Origin of the sequence: Nitrospira sp. (assembly GCA_024760545.1) — a bacterium.
GTDB lineage: Bacteria > Nitrospirota > Nitrospiria > Nitrospirales > Nitrospiraceae > Nitrospira_D.
Window position 1 is genome coordinate 2,838,577 of record CP060501.1, and the last position, 17,604, is coordinate 2,856,180.

A 17,604-nucleotide genomic window follows, 5' to 3' on the forward strand; every position below is an offset into this window, starting at 1 on the left:
AAATTGGCGGAACCAGCGATAACAAGCTGGCGAAGTCCTCGTCGTAGTCAAATACAGGCTCGAATCCCGTTGGGACCACACCAAGCTTGCTCGTGCCGTGCGTCTCTTGATGGAATCTTCTCAACCAGCTTGAACAATGGCGCTGTGCGGATGGGCTTCGACGGCCGGTGGCGCCGTGGTCGCGTATCGTGCGCATCCGAACATGACGCCTGCGACACCCAAATAGGCGAGGGCGACGACCGGTGATTGAGCGAGGCCGATCGCCTCGCCGTGCATGAATCCGAAGAACGTGAACACGGCACCGACAAGAGCAAACACACCTGCCTTGGAAAACGATCGGTCGATCACGAATACGGCAATCGAAGTCAACACCAGTCCGCCGAGAATCGCGCCACCGCCGATGACCTGAAGCCCGTGGTAGAGGACGCCGACCTGACCGAGTTTGTCGAGTCCGACAGCGGCAACATTGGTACCGGCGGCGCCCAGCGCGCCTTCGATCTGCAGCTTCCCCCACGCCGCGACATGCGGGACCAGCCCGAGGATAATGGCCGGAGCGTGGGTGCGCGGCGTTTCCAGGAACGCTTGCGACCCAATCAGCATGCCGATGTAGAGCAGGATCGGCGCGATAGCCACAACCGGGATCAGTGCCATCATGACTGAAATGATGCCGAACCAGGCCAGCACGATGACCAGCATGCCGGTTGCGGCGGAATAGCCGATGCGACCGCCGATCGCTTTCCACCCCGGCTGGCCGATGTAGACGGCGAGGATGAACGGATTGCCCATCAGGCAGCCGATCAGGCTGATGATGCCGTCGGCGGTGAGCACGCGTGTCGTCGGAAAACTGTCGCCGGCTGCGGCGGCACTTTCGACATTGTCGACGGCTTCCACCAAATCGTAGATCCCGAACGGGATGGCAGTGACCAAGATGATGCCGAGATATTCAAAACCGGCAAACACGTGACCGAGTGAGGGTATTGGAACCGAAAAACCAAAATTCGAGAAGGAGCCGACCAACTTGTCCAGGGTCATCCCACCATAGTTCAGACCAAATGCCGTTGAGCCCCAAGCGATCAGCGTGCCGAAGGCAATGGCCACCAGTCCCGCGGGGATGCCCTTGAAGTAACGCACTCCGCCCAGCCAGCTGACTAAGATGATTGCGAAACAGATGAGCCCGATCAGCGGCGTCATGAACATTTCCAGAGCTGGACGCATGGAAATGAACGCAATGGAAACACCGGCCAGCGTACCGAGCAGCGCTGCGCGGGGTGTGACTTTGCGGATCCATGGTGCGATGAAGCCGCCGATCATGAGCACGAAGCTCTGAACGAACACCCAGGTCAGGCCTGCTTCCCAGCCCTTGATCGGATCGCCGGTTTGCAGCGTAATCGGCAGCATGATCACAAACACCACCACGAACATATGTGGCACACTCGTGCCCGATGGGAGCGCGGTGACATCGTGGCGTCCGCTTGTTTTGGCCAATTGGTACGCGAGCCATGCGTAGTACATGGTACTCATGAACAGCATCAAGCCGCAGGCCGGTAGAATGCGGCCGAAGACGAGGCTGTCCGGCATCTTCAGCACGAATCGCAGCAGGCCGGTGAGGACCAGCAGGTTGAGCAAGATGTTGGTGCCGAATCCGAACAAGGCGTTCCAGTCGCCGGGTACCCAGACAGCAGGCTTGCTCGCGGTCATAGTCGCCTCCTTCTCACGATGCGCTGCACGTGTGTCGTGCGAGTGATTGTGCGGCATGCGCTTGATGTCGACCTGGCAACAAGCGTCCTGACGATCGCCGGCTCGGAGTCCGTCGATGTTGGAGATCAGAAAGAATCGAGGGTCGGTGGTCGTAGGGCATCGGTGCTGCTCAATGGCTCCATTGCATGCAGGACGATGCGAACGCTCGCAGCCTTGTCAGGCCTGCCTCTCCTGAAGGGAGACCGGATTATAGGTCTCGCCCATCGGAAAGGCTAGAGAAAGGCCAGGGTAAAAATTCCTGGCCGCACACGTCATACCGACCGTCGAGCCATTGCTTGCTACTACATGACGACAACTAAGTTTCAATTCGGAAGAGATTACGCACTCAACTTCTGTGCGCGTATGCAAGCTGCCGGACGAGCGAACCTTTCATTGACGCCTCTATTCACGGTTGTGTATAAACAAAAGCGGTTAGTAAGAGGTTCCTTTCCAAGGGCAGAGGTATGGCAACGCGCGAGTTTCATGACGGTGCTCGAGACGGGTTGGAAGCGCTTGAACCGCTTGATCCCGACAAGATCACCTCGTTCACCGATTTGCTCGAAGCCATGGGCAAGACCGCCTTCGGGGGACGGCATCTCGGTAAAGCGTTCGACGTGCTCTGGGCGATGATCGAGGACCCTGACTGCCATGTCGTCATGACGTTGTCCGGTGCGATGACGATCGCCAAGATGGGGAAGATCATCACGAAGATGATCGATGAAGGAATGGTGCAATGCATCATCTCGACCGGAGCGCTGATGGCTCACGGCCTCAGTGAATCGGTCGGCAAGACGCATTACCGGCATGACCCTTCGATGAGTGACGAAGAGCTCTTTAGGAAGGGGTACAATCGCGTCTACGACACGCTGGAAATGGAAGCGAACCTGAATTATGTCGAGCACGTTGTGACCCAGACGTTGAAACGTCTCGATCACGATCGACCGCTTTCATCAGAAACCCTTACAAGAGAACTCGGCAAGACTTTGGCAGAGGAATTCGGCGGCGATGGAATACTGAAAAGCGCCTACCTGAAAAAGGTGCCCGTGTTTATTCCTGCGTTCACCGATTCAGAGGTAGGACTCGATGTGGGAACGTGGGCGATGGCGCGGGAAGTTGATCGGGCACGATCACGTGCAGGACAAGGAGGTGACTTGGCCGTCTTGCGAGCCATTCACCAATCTTGCCCGTCGTTCAATCCCTATCTGGATCTCAATAGCTATGCGGACCATGTTCTTTCGGCCAAACGACTCGGAATTTTTACGATCGGAGGGGGCGTCCCACGGAACTGGGCTCAACAGGTCGGTCCGTACATCGAAATCGGCAATCTTCGTTTGGGGCTCACCGTGAAACCCCCGCGATTCCATTACGGAGTAAGAATTTGTCCAGAGCCGGACTATTGGGGTGGTCTCAGCGGCTGCACGTATCAAGAAGGGCTTTCCTGGGGAAAATTTGTCACACCGAATGACGGGGGACGATTCGCTGAAGTGTTGAGCGATGCGACGGTGGTATGGCCCCTGTTGATGATGGGGATTTTGGAGAGAAAGAAAGCCGGTGCTGTGGATCGGGTGGGCGATCGATGATGGGGCGACGATTGATTCAGTCTGTCATTTGCGGTGGCCTCTTGTGGTCCTCCGTTGTCTTTGCCGGAGATTCGCTTGAGGCCGATGTTCGGATGAGGGGACAAGCGAATGCTCCCGTGACGTTGATCGAATACTCGGACTTCACATGCGGATATTGCTTGAAATTTTTCAAGGATACGTGGCCGCGCATCCAGGCCCGCTATGTGGATACCGGGAAAGTGCGATTCGTCTATCGGGATTTCCCTCGTGCGGATCAGGGCCCGGGTGTTGACGCCGCCACGGCGGCGCGCTGTGCCGGCGCGCAGGGAAAATACTGGGCGATGCACGACCGCTTGTTTGCCGAAAGAGGCCGACTCGACAAGGACGTCTATCTCCGGCATACAGCGGCACTCGGTCTTGATCAGTCCGCGTTTGAACGGTGCGTGAAGGACGGGCGATATAGCAAATCGATCTTTGAAGATCGGCAGGAGGCCAATCGGTGGGGGTTTCATGGAACTCCGGGCTTCATTCTCATGAAAACGGCCAGTGAGCCGACGGACAAAGAGCCGGCCGTCGCGATTCCCGGAGCGTTTCCATTCGAGATGTTTGCGGAAGAAATTGACCGGCTTCTGGCAAGTGTTCAGCAGTAGCGAGATGGCGCCGGCGACGGGTAAACGGGTGGGTATTAATGATAAGGTAGGTAGTAGTCCCTCGGTCCTGAGTCCTGTTCGTAATCAAAGGTAAGGTGGCTTATGACTTCGACGCAATCGTTCTGGCCCGTCTCCCATCGCGACGATGATTTCTGGGTGTGTATGTCGTGCCTGACGGAAGTCTTCTACAGAAAAGTTCCGATGCCGGATTGTCCGTCCTGTCACGGCGTGTCAACCTACGAAGGGTTTACCTTGGAAGCCATTCGTGATTGGGGCACAGAGGAGCTGATCGCGAAGGCCGTGACCGCGCAAGAGACGGCCGCCTCTTCCCAGCCTACCGTTCAATCCGCTGCTCCGGTCGAAGCGGCGGATTAATACTAACATCGTCACGGACTCCAGCGAGTCTTCCAGTGCAGGAATCACGTCCGTTTCTGGTTCACGGTCAATGGAAGCACGGCGAGGCCACGGCCTCTGTTGTTGATCCGTTCACCGGACAGCTCATCGCCGAGGTCGCCCAGGCGACGGAGGCTGATGTAGACCAGGCCATTGCATCCACCTACAGTGCGGCTGCGACCATGGGGCAACTCCCGTCGCATGCCCGATATAATATTCTCCAACAGATCGCCGCGCTGATTTATCGACGCCGAGACGAGTTTGCCCGAACGATCACCATGGAGGCGGGCAAGCCGATCTCCGATGCCAAGCGTGAAGTCAGCCGGGCGGTGCAGACTTTTACCGTCGCAGCCGAAGAAGCGAGGCGTATCGCGGGTGAGGTTGTGCCGCTGGATTGGACGCCCGGCTCCGATACGCATTTGGGTGTGCTGCGCCGTTTTCCGATTGGTCCCGTTCTCGGCATTACTCCATTCAACTTTCCGCTGAATCTTGTGGCGCACAAAGTGGCGCCGGCGCTGGCTTCCGGCAATTCAATTCTCATCAAACCGGCTCCTCAGACTCCTTTGACGGCCCTCCTCCTTGGAGAGGTGGCGATGGAAGCGGGACTTCCTGCTGGCGCGCTCAATGTGGTGCCGTGCGACAATGTTCTTGCCGAGCGGATGGTCGTCGATCCGCGGTTCAAGTTGCTCAGTTTCACGGGAAGCGCCTCGATCGGATGGATGTTGAAGGCGAAGTGCGGGAAGAAGAAAATAACACTAGAGCTCGGCGGCAACGCCGGCGTCGTGATCGAGCCGGATGCCGACATTGAACTTGCGGCACAGCGTTGCGCTGCGGGAGGATTTGGGTACGCCGGCCAGACGTGCATTTCGGTGCAACGAATCTTCGTTCACCATTCGATCGCCGATTTGTTTACGACCAAGCTCCTCATGCATGTCGCCCGGTTGAAGACCGGAGATCCGAACGACGAGACGACGAGCATCGGCCCGCTCATCGACCACGCGGCCGCCCAACGGGTGGAAAGTTGGATCGGCGAAGCCGTGGCAGAAGGAGCGCGCGTCCTGTTGGGAGGCAAGCGGATGGGTTCCTTGGTGGAGGCGACGGTACTGTCGAATGTGAAGCTCGACATGAAGGTCTCGTGCAACGAGGTCTTCGGACCGGTCGTCACCGTCACTCCGTATCGTCAATTGAGCGAGGCTGTGGCACTGCTGAATCAATCCGATTTCGGATTGCAGGCCGGCATTTTCACGCAAGACATCAACAAGATCTTTTACGCCTTCCGTCATGTGGAAGTCGGCGCTGTCTTGGCGAATGAAATTCCCACGTTTCGAGCGGATCATATGCCCTATGGAGGCGTGAAAGATTCCGGATTAGGGCGAGAGGGTGTTCGCGCGGCGATTGAAGATATGACGGAGCCGCGGTTATTGATCATGAACCTCAAAGACCCGTCAGGCCAGCCCGAAAAAAGTGTCTAGAAGATATTGCGAAGCCAGTCCAATCTTGCTACAACAGGCGCCCGATACTGTGATGATCTGGTCCGGTTTGTTTGTCTGGCTGGCCGCTTTGCAACACGTCACCAAACAACTTCCGAACAACCAGAACGCTCGCTTACCAGACGAAAGGGGAGATGATGGTACCTACGCATATGTTTTTAACGAGAGGGGTGGGGGTCCACAAAGAAAAATTGGCCTCCTTCGAAGAAGCGTTGCGCAGCGCCGGTGTGGCCTATTGCAACCTCGTCAGCGTCTCTTCCATCCTTCCACCGAATTGTAAGATCATCCCCCGAAAGCGCGGTGAAAAGCTGTTGAAACCCGGAGAGATTACGTTTTGCGTCATGGCCCGTTCCGAGACCAACGAACGAAACCAACTGGTTTCGGCTTCGGTCGGCCTCGCCAAGCCCACTGATCGAGGCACCTATGGGTATCTCTCAGAGCATCATGCTCATGGTGAGACGGATGAGGAAACCGGAGAGTATACGGAAGATCTCGCCGCGCAAATGCTGGCGACGACGTTAGGAGTTGAATTCGATCCGAATGTCGCCTGGAAAGAGCGCGAACAGGTTTTTAAGATGGGCGGAAAGATCGTGCGAACCCTGAATATCACCCAGTCGGCTGTCGGCAAGAAGGGGAAGTGGACAACGGTCATCGCGCTGGCGGTCTTCATTCCGGCTGAGAATGTGCCCAACCGCTCTCGCAAGTAACAACCTGTCGTTCTTGGCTGTATTGGTCAGCCGTAGTCGTCGGGTAAGGGAAGAGAAGAACGCATGACGCTTCCCTCGGGTTGGGAGGGGCCGGAGCACAATTTCCTGGGGATCGACGAACCCTGGTGTCATCCGGACCAAGCAGGCGTCTACGTGCTGCCGGCTCCCTACGAACACACCTCCAGTTACATCCAGGGATCAGACCGCGGCCCATCCGCCATCCTGGAAGCTTCGAGCCAGGTTGAATTCTATGACGAACAGCTGCGGTTTGAGCCCTATCAAGAATGGGGCGGAATCGCGACGGCTTCGCCCTTGGATCTCAAGGGGAAGGTCGATCGTGCCGCAGTCGATGCCATTGAAGCGTTTGTCTCACCGCATGTTGGAGTAGGGCGGTTTTTAGTCACGTTGACGGGTGAACACACTGGTGCGCTGGGAGCCATTCGAGCCCACGCGAAACGATACCCTGACATGACGGTTGTCCAGATCGATGCGCACGGCGATCTGCGAAATGCCTATCAAGGCAATCCGTTCAGCCACGCCAGTGTCATGGCGCGCGTCGTAGAGGACGGCTTAGCATTGGTGCAGGTGGGAATCCGATCGATCAGTCAGGAAGAGATTGCTTGTATTGACGCAACGGATCGGATCAAGACATTTTTTGCTGCAACGATCCTTGACCCTTCAGGTTCGTATGAAGGCAAAGCGGGAAAGTGGATTCCTGACGTGGTCGCCGCCTGTCGAACGCCGGTCTACTTAACGTTCGACTGCGACGGATTGGATGCGTCGATCGTTCCTGCGCTTGGAACTCCGGAACCAGGCGGCCTCGGATGGTACGATACCCTTAATCTCGTCACGGCGCTTGCCAACGGGCCGGGCATCGTGGGAATGGATGTCAGCGAGATCGCTCCAATCGAAGGGTTTGTGGCGCCACAATTTTCCATCGCGCGTCTGATCTATCGCATCCTGGGTCGAGTGAAGGCTGGCCGTCGCGTGCACTAACGATCCGATCACTCGTCATTCATCCTGTCGTCTCGTGGATCACACCATCCGCATCAATAAGTTCTTTACCGAGCACGGGATCTGTTCCCGGCGCGAAGCTGACCGTTTGATTGAGTCAGGCGCCATCACGATTAACGGCAGGGTCGCCAAACTCGGGGACCAGGTAGAGCCTGGCGACATCATTGCTCGTGAAGGCAGGGTGATCCTCTGGGGTAGAGCAAGCCTTTACATTAAGTACCATAAGCCGGTCGGCGTCACGACAACGAGCGAGTCGCACGTCGCTAGAAACATCATTGCGGAGATCGGGCATCCCGAGCGGATCTTCCCGATAGGCCGGCTCGATAAGGATTCATCCGGTCTCATTTTGCTGACGAACGACGGCGACATCGTGAATGAGATTCTTCGTGCCGAATTCGGGCACGAACGAGAGTACCTCGTACAGGTCGATCGTCCGTTCGAACAGTCCTTCTTGGAGCATCTATCGCAGGGCGTGGTCATTCTTGGAAGCAGGACGAAGCCCTGCCGGACGATGCGCGTGGGGCGTGATCAGTTTCGCATCATTCTGACGGAGGGACGCAACCGGCAGATCAGGCGCATGTGCCGGACGCTGGGTTATCGAGTGATGACGTTGCACCGAACGAGGATCATGCACATTACTGTCAACGGGCTGAGCGCCGGGAGTTGGAAAGAACTCACGAGTCTGGAGCGGGAAGAGCTCCTGAGAGCGGTAGGACGGCCTCACATCTGACGCGTCTTGTCGAGTCGAAGCCCAATTGACGGCTAACTGAGCAACTCGCGACGGGCGGTTCGAACGAGGGCGAGAACGATCGGGTGCTTCAGCCGCCGCTCCACGGTGATGGCGTAGAAGTGCTGCTTGAGCCCTTCCGCTTGGCCGACTACCTGCACTCGATATTGGCGACAGATTTCCTTCTCAATCACCGATGCGCCGGGGAAGATCCCGTGCCCGTCCTGTCCGAACGCTTTTAATGTCGCGCTGTCGTCGAACTCCCCCACTATGTTGGGTTGCATTCCGTAGTTGACCAGCCATTGATCCAACAGCCGCCGAAGCATGGCGTTGGAGGTAGGAAGGAGTAATGGTGCGTCGCGAAGCGATTGGGGAAAACCTCGGCGATACTGCGAGGCCAGCTTTGCCGTGGCAAACAGCGTGACTCCCGATTCGCCCAAGGGGTGGTTATACGTGTGCTCCTTGATGCCCGGCGGGGCCGGTGTGTCGGCGATCACCAGATCCGAACGATGGGCGGCCAGATCGGTCAGGAGTTGGCGCAATTTGTCTTCGTTGCAGATCAACCGCGTCGGCCGATACAGCTTCAGAGCCGATTTGAGGAGCTGAGTCGCCAACGGTTTCGGCACCGCGTCCGCAATGCCGACGACCAGCCGCGTCGGATGCCCATTGCCCTGCCCCTTCACCGTGTTCATCAGCTCTTGACCGGTCGCGAAGATGTCCTCCGCGTACTTGAACACGAGCTGGCCCATCTCCGTCAGCGCCAGCTGGCGGCCGGACCGGATGAATAACTTCTCTCCCAACGTATTTTCCAAGAGATGGATCTGTCCGCTGATCGTGGGCTGCGCCAGACGGAGTTCCTCGCAGGCTTTGGTCACAGTCCCGTGCTTAGCGACGGACCAGAAATACAGCAGGTGGTGATAGTTCAGCCAATCCATATGGCCCTAGGTCTCGAATTAGGGAAGTTACTATACATCGGATTAGCCGATAACTCCAATCCGTTTTATCTATTTTGAAAAATAAGCGGGAGATTGCTACTGTGGGCGCCGTCCGCCACCTGATGTGAAAGGAGCATCCCTCATGATCGCTCTGGTGTTGGCCATTGTGACTCTTCTGCCAATGACCGCACTGGCGGAACCGGTGATCGACTCGCGTGCCGTACAAGCGCAGTCGACTCGCACCGCACCACTGACCATCAGCGAAGTGCTGGCTCGCATCGAGTTGACGCATCCACTGCTTCAGGGGATGGGAGCCGAGCGATCGAAGGCCCGGGCGAAGATCCTGAAGGCGCTCGGAGCCTGGGAACCGATGGTCAAGAATTATACACAGACCGAACGCTATAACACGTGGAATCTCACGACGGCGTTCAACATTCCGAGTCAACAAACGGGTGGATATGCCGACAGCACGGTCCAGGTCGGGCATCCCTGGGGCTTCACGGTCGAAGGCGGGCTCCGCAGCGGCTTCGGCGATCACCCCAACAGTCGCATTGCGTTTCCCCCTGACCTACTGGCCACCTATCATTATCAGCATTTCTACTACGGCGGGACAGTCCATCTGCTGCGAGGCTTCATGGTCAACGAGGAGAACGCCCAGTTTCAACAGGCGGAACTCGCGGGGCCGCAAGCGGAGATCAAAGTGGCGCAGAAGCGGCAAGATCTCTACCTGGCCGGAGCGGTGCAGTATTGGGATTGGCAGGTCGCTGTGAAACAAGCGGATGTGGTGAAGCGTGCCTTGGGCGTTGCCGAAGAGCGCTTGGTCCAGGTCGAAGGGTTGGCCAAGGGCGGGAAGGTCGCGCCGCTCGATGTCGTCGAGGCGAACCAAGAGGTTCAGAAACGGCAACAGGCTGCGATCGCCGCGCAACGGAAGGTGGAGTATGAACAGTATAAATTGTCCCTGTTTCTCTGGGAAAACGGCGAACCGGTGACGCCGCGAGCGGAATGGGCGCCGGAATTCCAGGGGGAAACGCCGCTTCCGACCAACGAGGAGGTTGCCGGCTATAAAGTAGAGGCGAAAGAAACACGGCCTGAAGTGCGGGACCTCTACATCGAGGCCAAGCTGAACAATATCGACATTAAGCTCGCCAAGAACAAACTGCTCCCCACGTTGGATCTTGAAGGGGGGCCGACCAAGGGCGTTGCGGACTGGGTCGTGGGACTCGGGTATCGGGTCGGTCTGCATAGTGAGATGCCGGTGTTCCAACGGGAAGCGCGTGGGAAGATCATGGCTGCGGAAGTGAGCCAGCAACAATTGGCGTTGAAACAGCTATACACCGAACAACAAGTCAGCTTCGACGTGGATAACTGGCTCTCGGCCCAAGTGCGGGCCAGAGACCGGGTGACGGCGGCGACGGAGGCCCTACGGCTGGCCAAGACGCTGGAGGAAGGCGAGCGCACGAGGTTTAACTTGGGATCTACCACCGTCTTATTCGTGAACCTCCGTGAGCGCCACGTGGTGGAACAGGCGTACCAGCTGTATCGGGCGCAGGCCGACTACGCCGTGTCGCGTGGAGGTATGTTGTGGGCCAGGGGAGCGCTGTCTAAGCCCTGGGCCGAAAGCGAGTTGAGCAAGTACGGAAACCCGCTGACGGCGGCGGGCATGAACGGCTTCAAACGACCGGGCCGCGATTAATCCGGCACAAGGAGCATCCGTCGATGGCCGCTCTATTACTCGTGATTCTGATCTTGCTTCCCGTGGCGACGCTGGCCGAACCGGTGCACGATTCCAGCGCGTTGAAGGCGCAGTCCTCCCGCACCGAGCCTCTGACCATCAGCGAAGTGCTCGCCCGCATTGAGTTGACGCATCCGTTGCTGCGGGCGACAGGGGTGGAACGGATGGATGCCCGAGCGAAGATCCTGAAGGCGCTCGGGGCCTGGGAACCAAAGTTCAACAACCGGACCGAGGCCGATCGATATCAGTCTTGGAATTTCCTGGCCTTCGTGAATGAGACGACGGGGGGATATAACGATTCCACGATCGCGATGGGGCATCCCTGGGGCTTCACGATCGAAGGCGGGATCCGCAACGGGTTTGGGGATCGCACGAACCAAGGCGCCCATGCTCTCCTCGCGAATGATGGCCTGTTGTTCTGGCATAACCAGCAAATGATCATAAGTGGGTCGGCCCACCTGCTGCGCGGCTTCATGATGAATGATGAGTACGCCGACTTCCAGAAGGCTGAACTTGCGGGACCGCAGGCGGAGATCCACGTCGCGCAGAAACGGCAAGACCTCTATCTCGCCGGCGCCGTGCAGTACTGGGATTGGCAAGTGGCAGTGAAGCAGAACGAAGTCCAGCAACGGACCCTGGCTGTGGCTGAAGAACGGTTCAAGCAGATCGAGGGCCAGGCGAAGAGGGGACTGTCCTCGCCGCTCGATGTGATCGAAGCCACTCAAGAAGTCCAGCGACGGCGAGAGGCAGCCATCGCCGCCCAACGGAAAGTGGAGTATGAGCAGTACAAACTGTCCCTCTATCTCTGGGAGAACGGCGAGCCGGTGTCGCCGCGACCGGAATGGGCACCTGAATTCCAAGGAGAAACGCCGCTCCCGACCAAGGAGGAGATCGCGGCCTATAAGGTGGAGGCTAAAGAGGACCGGCCGGAAGTGCGGGAGCTTTACATCGACGCCAAGATCAACAATATCGACATCAAGCTCGCAAAAAACTATCTGCTCCCAAAGTTGGATTTTAAGGGTGGACAAATGGACGCCGGCTCGGACTGGAATGTGGGTGTCGGGTATCGGACGGAATCGTGGTTTGCGATGCCGCTGTTCCAGAGAGAAGGGCGGGGGAAGGTCCTCTACGCGGAAGCGGACCAGCAACAATTGGCCTTGAAACAGCTGTACACCGAGCAACAAGTCAGCATCGACGTGGACAACTGGCTCTCCGCCCAAGTGCGGGCCAGAGACCGGGTGAAGGCGGCGACGGAGGCGCTGCGGTTGGCCAAGACACTGGAGGAGGGAGAACGAACCCGATTCAACATGGGTGCGACCACCGTTCTCTTTGTGAACCTCCGTGAGCGCAACGTGGTGGAACAGGCGTACCAGCTGTATCGGGCGCAAGCCGACTACGCCGTGTCGCGTGGAGGCATGCTGTGGGCGAGGGGCTCATTGTCGAAGCCGTGGCCCCAAAGCGAGTTGGCCAAGTACGGGAACCCGCTGACGGCGGCGGGCACGAACGGCTTCAAACGACCGGGACGCGATTAATTCAGCAACATAAGGAGCATCCTTCCTTGATCCTTCTTTTGCTGTTCTCGTTGATGATGGTGCCGGCGACCGCACTAGCAGAACCGGTGCTCGACTCGACCGTTGTGCGGACACAGTCAGTCCGTACCGCTCCCCTGACCATTGAAGAGGTGCTGGCTAGGATTGAGTTGACCCATCCGCTGCTCCAGGCGACCGGACTGGAGCGGGCGCAGGCCCGGGCGAAGGTCTTCAAAGCATTGGGTGTGTGGGAGCCGAAGATTCGGAACGAGCTCGAGTTTGACCGGTATCAAACGTACAATCTGACGAACGCCAGTGGCGCGCCGAATCACTTAAGTTCTGGCTATGTTGATACCTTTCTCAAGATCGGGCACCCTTGGGGGTGGGAGATCTTCGGCGGTATCCGTAATGTCTTTGGGGATCATGCGACGCTCAGTGGGCAGCTTGGTAATGGTGACCGTAACGTCGTGACTCCCTCGATAGCGGTCCCTCAAGACTTTCAACTGTTCTATCCGCAGCAAATGGGCCTCGTCGGCGGAAAGTTGAATCTCCTGCGGGGATTCATGGTCAACGAAGAGTTTGCCCAATTTCAACAGGCGGAAATCGCCGGGCCGCAAGCCGAGGTGAAGGTGGCCCAGAAACGGCAAGACCTTTATCTCGCCGGGGCCATTCAATACTGGGATTGGCAGGTCGCCGTCAAACAAGCCGATGTGGTGAAGCGTGCGCTGGACGTCGCAGACGAGCGCTATCGCATGGTTGAGGGTAGGTCCAAAGCCGGTGCGGTCGCTCCGATCGACGTGGTCGAAGCCAGAGAAGAAGTTCAGCGGCGTCGAGAGGCTGCCATTGCCGCGCAACGAAAGGTCGAATATGAGCAATATAAGCTGGCGCTCTTTCTCTGGGAAAACGGCCAACCTGTAACACCTCGCCCTGAATGGGCACCGGAGTTTCAAGGGGAAACGCCGGTGCCGACTGAGGAGGAGATAGCGGCCTTCAAGGTGGCAGCCACGGAGGACCGGCCGGAAGTGCGCGATCTCTACATTGAAGCCAAATTGAACAATATCGAACTGAAACTGGCGAAGAATAATCTGCTTCCAAAGCTCACGGTTGAGGGAGGGCCTGCGATCGGCTCTATCTATTGGGTTGGAGGCATCGGCTATCGAATGGCCACGTTCTTCAGTATGCCGTTGTTCAATCGGGCTGCCCGAGGGAAAGTCCTTCACGCCGAAGCGGAGCAGGAGCGATTGGCCTGGAAACAAGCATACGCGGAGCGACAAGTTCAGATCGACGTTGATAACTGGCTCTCAGCGATTGTGCGGGCCCGAGACCGAGTGAAAGCCTCAACAGAGGCTCTGCGATTGGCCAAGACGTTGGAGGAAGGCGAACGGGTTCGGTTTAATATGGGAGCGACGAGTGTGCTGTTCGTCAACCTACGAGAGCGTGCGGTGGTCGAATTGGCTTACGAACTCTACCGTGCCCAAGCCGACTATGTGGTGTCCCGAGGAGGGATGCTGTGGGCAAGGGGGGCACTGTCGAAACCACTGGCTGAAAGTGTGCTTGCCAAATATGGCGAGCCATTAAATGCCGCAGGCTCGTCCGGTCGTAAACTACCTGGACGTGACTAAATGTTGAAGAAGCGGCTTGGTACTGACGTATAGTTCATTCGATGGGCTTGGAAGTAGGTTCCAAAACGTGATTAAGTTCAGCCGTCATTAAGTTCAGCAAGGTGCCGATCAATCACATTCTGACTTATTACTGGGGGTGCTCATGAAAGAACCTCAGGGCAAAAGTAGTTATCCGGGCCTGTTCGACGCGCTGATGAAGCAGCTCTCCGTGGCCATGCGGGCTGAGAAAAGGATCATGCATTTGATTCTTTCTTATGCTCTGGCCGTCGCATTCTTTTCTCTCATCATTCCGTTGACCGTGCAGGAGTTGGTCAGCACGTTTTCATATGCGATTCAGCCGGTCATGATTTGGACGTTGACCGGTATCATGCTGCTGGTACTGTTATTTGTCGGCTTGTTCAAGACGTTCCACTTTTATGCCGTGGATGTCGTGCAACGCCGTCTTTTTGCCAGAGTCTCGGTGGCGATGGTTGAACAGATCCCTCGGAACCGATTCAGAGGGTCCCGAGGAGACCTTTCAAACTTCTTTATTGAAACGGTCTTTATGCAGCGGGCGTTGTCCACGTTACTCATCGATCTGGTAAATGTCGTAGTGGGCGGGACGGTCGGCATGATCTTGCTGATGGTCTACCATCCCTATTTTCTCACGTACAACCTGGTGCTCATGGCCGGATTCCTGGTCACATTTTTCGTGCTCTCCCGCGGTGCACTGAGGGCGACTCTCGATATGTCTCACGCGAAATACGATGTGTTCAATTGGATTCAAGAGATTTCACACAATGCGTTGCAGTTGAAGGCCACGGATAGCCGACCGTTTGTCATGCAACGGACGAATGACTTGGTCAACCGGTATGTAGAAGCTCGGAAGGCACGGTTTGCCGTCCTCGTGCGTCAATACATCGGTTCTGTGGGGGGACAAGCTATAGCGCATGCGGGTGCGCTTGGTATCGCCGGCTATCTTATGGCCCAGGGGCAGTTGACACTTGGACAATTGGTAGCCGTCCAAGCGGTCGTCAGTGCACTGGTGATCAATTTTGACTCCCTGATCAAGAACATGGGCCATGTGTACTATTTCTTCGCCTCCCTCACTCACCTTGATGAGGTCTTTACACAGGAGCAAGATTTCGTTTCGACCGAATCGGCTGTGGCACTGCCGAAGCATTTGAATCAAGGAGTCCGTGTTACCTGCAAAGGCGTCAGTCTCACTCACGGTGGTGCATCTGTGTTTGACGGTTTCAACTTGGATGTGGCACCTGGGGAAAAACTTGGGATCTATGCCCGGACAACAGCGGCCAAAACGGCTTTGGCCAGGGTATTGGGTGGTCTCGAAACTCCGACCACGGGTGTTGTTCAGTACAATGGAGTCGATCTCCGGTACATCGAGCCTAATGCGATCAATCAATGCCGTAGCGTCATGATCGATTCACAGTTGTCTTTGATCGAGGGAACGATCGAAGAAAATATAGTCATGGGTCGCTCGTATGTTACCTATGATGATCTCAACTGGGCCCTCCGCTTCACGGAGCTCGAGGAAGATGTCGAAACTCTGCCACGCGCAGCTAAATCGGATATATCAGCGCTGGGCGAGTCCCTTTCGCCGACTCACATCGTACAGATCCTCTTAGCTCGCGCTATCCTCGGACGTCCCCAAGTTCTCATATTCGATGGCTTGATTCACTCACTCGAACCATCGTTACGCGAAAGAGTGCTACGCCGGTTGTGCTCCAAGGATGAAGCATGGTCGGTTATCTTTGTATCAACGGATCCAAACCTGACGGATCATGCTGATCGTCGTATTATGCTTCATCATGCCAATGCATAAGCGTTTAGAATGGCAAACCAACGCCGGTAAATTAATGGAGGCTCCATGGCTAGCCTAAGTGGTGGTCTCGAAAACAGTGGGGGACGTGCGCTGATTAAGCGAGGGGTCGGGTTAGAGGCGATCACTATTGAACAGGGACCCGCATTGGCCAAGTTGCCATGCTGGGAAGCCGTACAAATTCCACGGGGTATGTTCACGGCTTCACGCGCGATTCTAACGATTCTTCTGGTGTTTCTGATTATCCTCGAGTTCGTACCCTGGACGCAGACCATCCAGGCGTCCGGGAAGGTTTCCGCGTATACTCCCTATGATCGCCCTCAACAGCTCGAGTCTAGAATCACCGGCCGTGTCAAGGCCTGGCATATTTATGAAGGCGTCAAGGTGAAAAAGGGAGAACTCGTCGGCGAGCTGGAGGACTACGATCCAACCTTCATGGCGCCTGAGATCCTCCCACTGTTCGAACAACGGAGGGTGGCTCTGGAGCAAACACGCCAAGCGGCACTGGCCCGGGCGGATCAGCTCACCAAGAGAATTGGAGAGATGAAGAAGTTGGTCCAAGCCGCCGTCCCCTCGGCAGAAGCCCGAGTAGTGGAAGCTGACAACAAGGTTCGTGAGGCTCAACAGAAGGTCGAGCAACTTAAAATTGATGTGCATACGGCACAACTCAATGTCGACCGGCACAGACAACTTGTCAGGGATGGATTGGTCTCTCAACGTGAACTTGAGTTGACGATTCAAACGGAAATCGGGACCAAGGCCGGTCTCCAGGCAGCGCAGGCCAGCCTTTTGGCTGCTGAACAAGCCAGGTCGGCTTTAAGCTTCGGTCGCGATCAGATCACGGCAGACGTGCAGCAAAAGCTCATGGATGCCATAGCGTCTCGAGATGCTGCGGTGGCTGAAGCTGCCAAGGCGACAGAGAGTTTGGCAGACATATCTTACCGGCAACAGGGCGTCCAACAACGTATCGAGGCCGCGAAACTCATAGCGCCAATGGATGGGACGGTTGTCAAGATGGCTAAGGTTGGAATCAATGAAACGGTCAAGCAGGGAGAGAATCTGGTCACCATTTCTCCACTCGCTTCCGATCCGGCCATCGAAATGACAGCTGAAGGGTTGGATGCTCCGCTCTTGACCCCAGGCCGAAAAGTGAGGATCCTATTCTTCGGCGTGCCGGCCATTCCATTACCAGCCTGGCCTTCATTGATGGCGGGTACCCGAGGCGGCGTCATCAAAGTGGTCGATCAAATCGACGATGGAAAGGGAAACTATCGCTTCTGGGTGGTTCCCGATCCGGATGATCCTCAGCCCTGGCCGGAACAGGCCAAGGTGCGCCAGGGTACGAGAGTGTTGGGCTGGGTGATCATGAATCGTGTGCCACTCTGGTACGAACTGTGGCGGCGGTTCAACTTCTTCCCACCGGACTATATTGAACGGTCGCCCAGTGTGTTTGAGATGTTCGCTCCCAGGGCGGCTGGGCAGGGCGTCAAGTAATTAGAATGCGCCGTACGCCTTGTGCGGCGCAGAAGTCTCTCCCAAGAAGATGGCTCAGGGTAGAACCTGAGCCATCTTCGCATTTTTCGGATCAAATAACGTTTTGTATTTCTTGCTCCCGCACTAACATTATTTCCTCCATGTCGGTCTAGCCATAGTGCTAGCTCCTGCGAGCGCTACCACATAAACCTTCCGC

General features: G+C 56.7%; 14 protein-coding genes. 12 read left to right on the forward strand and 2 right to left on the reverse strand.

All coding sequences use genetic code 11. The features are described 5' to 3' along the window. Positions 1–120: 120 nt before the first annotated feature. Positions 121–1,698, reverse strand: a complete 1,578-nt coding sequence (locus tag H8K03_13345; GenBank protein ID UVT18799.1) for a regulator — start codon at positions 1,696–1,698, stop codon at positions 121–123. A gap of 503 nt (positions 1,699–2,201) precedes the next feature. On the opposite strand from H8K03_13345, the gene H8K03_13350 reads away from it, so the two are divergent. The 7 genes from H8K03_13350 (at position 2,202) to H8K03_13380 (ending at position 8,280) form a co-directional block, all read left to right on the forward strand. Beyond that, entirely contained in the window at positions 2,202–3,317 is a 1,116-nt protein-coding gene (locus H8K03_13350) for a deoxyhypusine synthase family protein (protein UVT18800.1), read from the forward strand. Continuing rightward, complete coding sequence (locus H8K03_13355) at positions 3,314–3,946, forward strand: thioredoxin domain-containing protein (protein UVT18801.1); 633 nt, start codon at positions 3,314–3,316, stop codon at positions 3,944–3,946. The genes H8K03_13350 and H8K03_13355 overlap by 4 nt, the downstream gene beginning before the upstream one ends. A gap of 102 nt (positions 3,947–4,048) precedes the next feature. After that, complete coding sequence (locus tag H8K03_13360; GenBank protein UVT18802.1) at positions 4,049–4,321, forward strand: hypothetical protein; 273 nt, start codon at positions 4,049–4,051, stop codon at positions 4,319–4,321. Positions 4,322–4,356: 35 nt separating this feature from the next. Continuing rightward, positions 4,357–5,811, forward strand: a complete 1,455-nt coding sequence (locus H8K03_13365; GenBank protein UVT18803.1) for an aldehyde dehydrogenase family protein — start codon at positions 4,357–4,359, stop codon at positions 5,809–5,811. A gap of 152 nt (positions 5,812–5,963) precedes the next feature. Beyond that, entirely contained in the window at positions 5,964–6,536 is a 573-nt protein-coding gene (locus H8K03_13370) for an arginine decarboxylase, pyruvoyl-dependent (GenBank protein ID UVT18804.1), read from the forward strand. Between the two features lie 63 nt (positions 6,537–6,599). Continuing rightward, complete coding sequence (speB, locus tag H8K03_13375) at positions 6,600–7,532, forward strand: agmatinase (protein UVT18805.1); 933 nt, start codon at positions 6,600–6,602, stop codon at positions 7,530–7,532. 46 nt (positions 7,533–7,578) lie between these two features. Beyond that, a complete protein-coding gene (locus H8K03_13380; protein ID UVT22479.1) occupies positions 7,579–8,280 on the forward strand; it encodes a pseudouridine synthase in 702 nt (233 codons plus the stop codon). Positions 8,281–8,312: 32 nt separating this feature from the next. Here the strand turns inward: H8K03_13380 and nhaR are convergent, their stop codons facing one another. Then, positions 8,313–9,212, reverse strand: coding sequence for a transcriptional activator NhaR (nhaR, locus tag H8K03_13385; GenBank protein UVT18806.1), 900 nt, complete (start codon positions 9,210–9,212; stop codon positions 8,313–8,315). Between the two features lie 142 nt (positions 9,213–9,354). Here nhaR and H8K03_13390 point away from each other — a divergent pair, with 142 nt between their 5' ends. The 5 genes from H8K03_13390 (at position 9,355) to H8K03_13410 (ending at position 17,408) form a co-directional block, all read left to right on the forward strand. Beyond that, positions 9,355–10,905: a TolC family protein gene (locus tag H8K03_13390; GenBank protein UVT18807.1), complete on the forward strand. Its 1,551-nt coding sequence runs from the start codon at positions 9,355–9,357 to the stop codon at positions 10,903–10,905. Between the two features lie 23 nt (positions 10,906–10,928). Further along, a complete protein-coding gene (locus H8K03_13395; GenBank protein UVT18808.1) occupies positions 10,929–12,476 on the forward strand; it encodes a TolC family protein in 1,548 nt (515 codons plus the stop codon). Continuing rightward, on the forward strand, positions 12,365–14,095 hold the full coding sequence (locus H8K03_13400; GenBank protein ID UVT18809.1) for a TolC family protein: 1,731 nt from the start codon (positions 12,365–12,367) through the stop codon (positions 14,093–14,095). Before H8K03_13395 ends, H8K03_13400 begins: the two co-directional genes overlap by 112 nt. A gap of 142 nt (positions 14,096–14,237) precedes the next feature. Beyond that, entirely contained in the window at positions 14,238–15,917 is a 1,680-nt protein-coding gene (locus H8K03_13405) for an ATP-binding cassette domain-containing protein (protein ID UVT18810.1), read from the forward strand. Between the two features lie 45 nt (positions 15,918–15,962). Beyond that, on the forward strand, positions 15,963–17,408 hold the full coding sequence (locus H8K03_13410; GenBank protein ID UVT18811.1) for an ABC transporter permease: 1,446 nt from the start codon (positions 15,963–15,965) through the stop codon (positions 17,406–17,408). The last annotated feature ends 196 nt before the right edge of the window (positions 17,409–17,604 follow it).

Coding starts and splice junctions, on each gene's coding strand:
- H8K03_13345 (UVT18799.1), bottom strand. CDS start 1,698: ATGACCGCGAGCAAGCCTGCTGTCTGGGTACCCGGCGACTGGAACGCC.
- H8K03_13350 (UVT18800.1), top strand. CDS start 2,202: ATGGCAACGCGCGAGTTTCATGACGGTGCTCGAGACGGGTTGGAAGCG.
- H8K03_13355 (UVT18801.1), top strand. CDS start 3,314: ATGATGGGGCGACGATTGATTCAGTCTGTCATTTGCGGTGGCCTCTTG.
- H8K03_13360 (UVT18802.1), top strand. CDS start 4,049: ATGACTTCGACGCAATCGTTCTGGCCCGTCTCCCATCGCGACGATGAT.
- H8K03_13370 (UVT18804.1), top strand. CDS start 5,964: ATGATGGTACCTACGCATATGTTTTTAACGAGAGGGGTGGGGGTCCAC.
- speB (UVT18805.1), top strand. CDS start 6,600: ATGACGCTTCCCTCGGGTTGGGAGGGGCCGGAGCACAATTTCCTGGGG.
- nhaR (UVT18806.1), bottom strand. CDS start 9,212: ATGGATTGGCTGAACTATCACCACCTGCTGTATTTCTGGTCCGTCGCT.
- H8K03_13390 (UVT18807.1), top strand. CDS start 9,355: ATGATCGCTCTGGTGTTGGCCATTGTGACTCTTCTGCCAATGACCGCA.
- H8K03_13395 (UVT18808.1), top strand. CDS start 10,929: ATGGCCGCTCTATTACTCGTGATTCTGATCTTGCTTCCCGTGGCGACG.
- H8K03_13405 (UVT18810.1), top strand. CDS start 14,238: ATGAAAGAACCTCAGGGCAAAAGTAGTTATCCGGGCCTGTTCGACGCG.
- H8K03_13410 (UVT18811.1), top strand. CDS start 15,963: ATGGCTAGCCTAAGTGGTGGTCTCGAAAACAGTGGGGGACGTGCGCTG.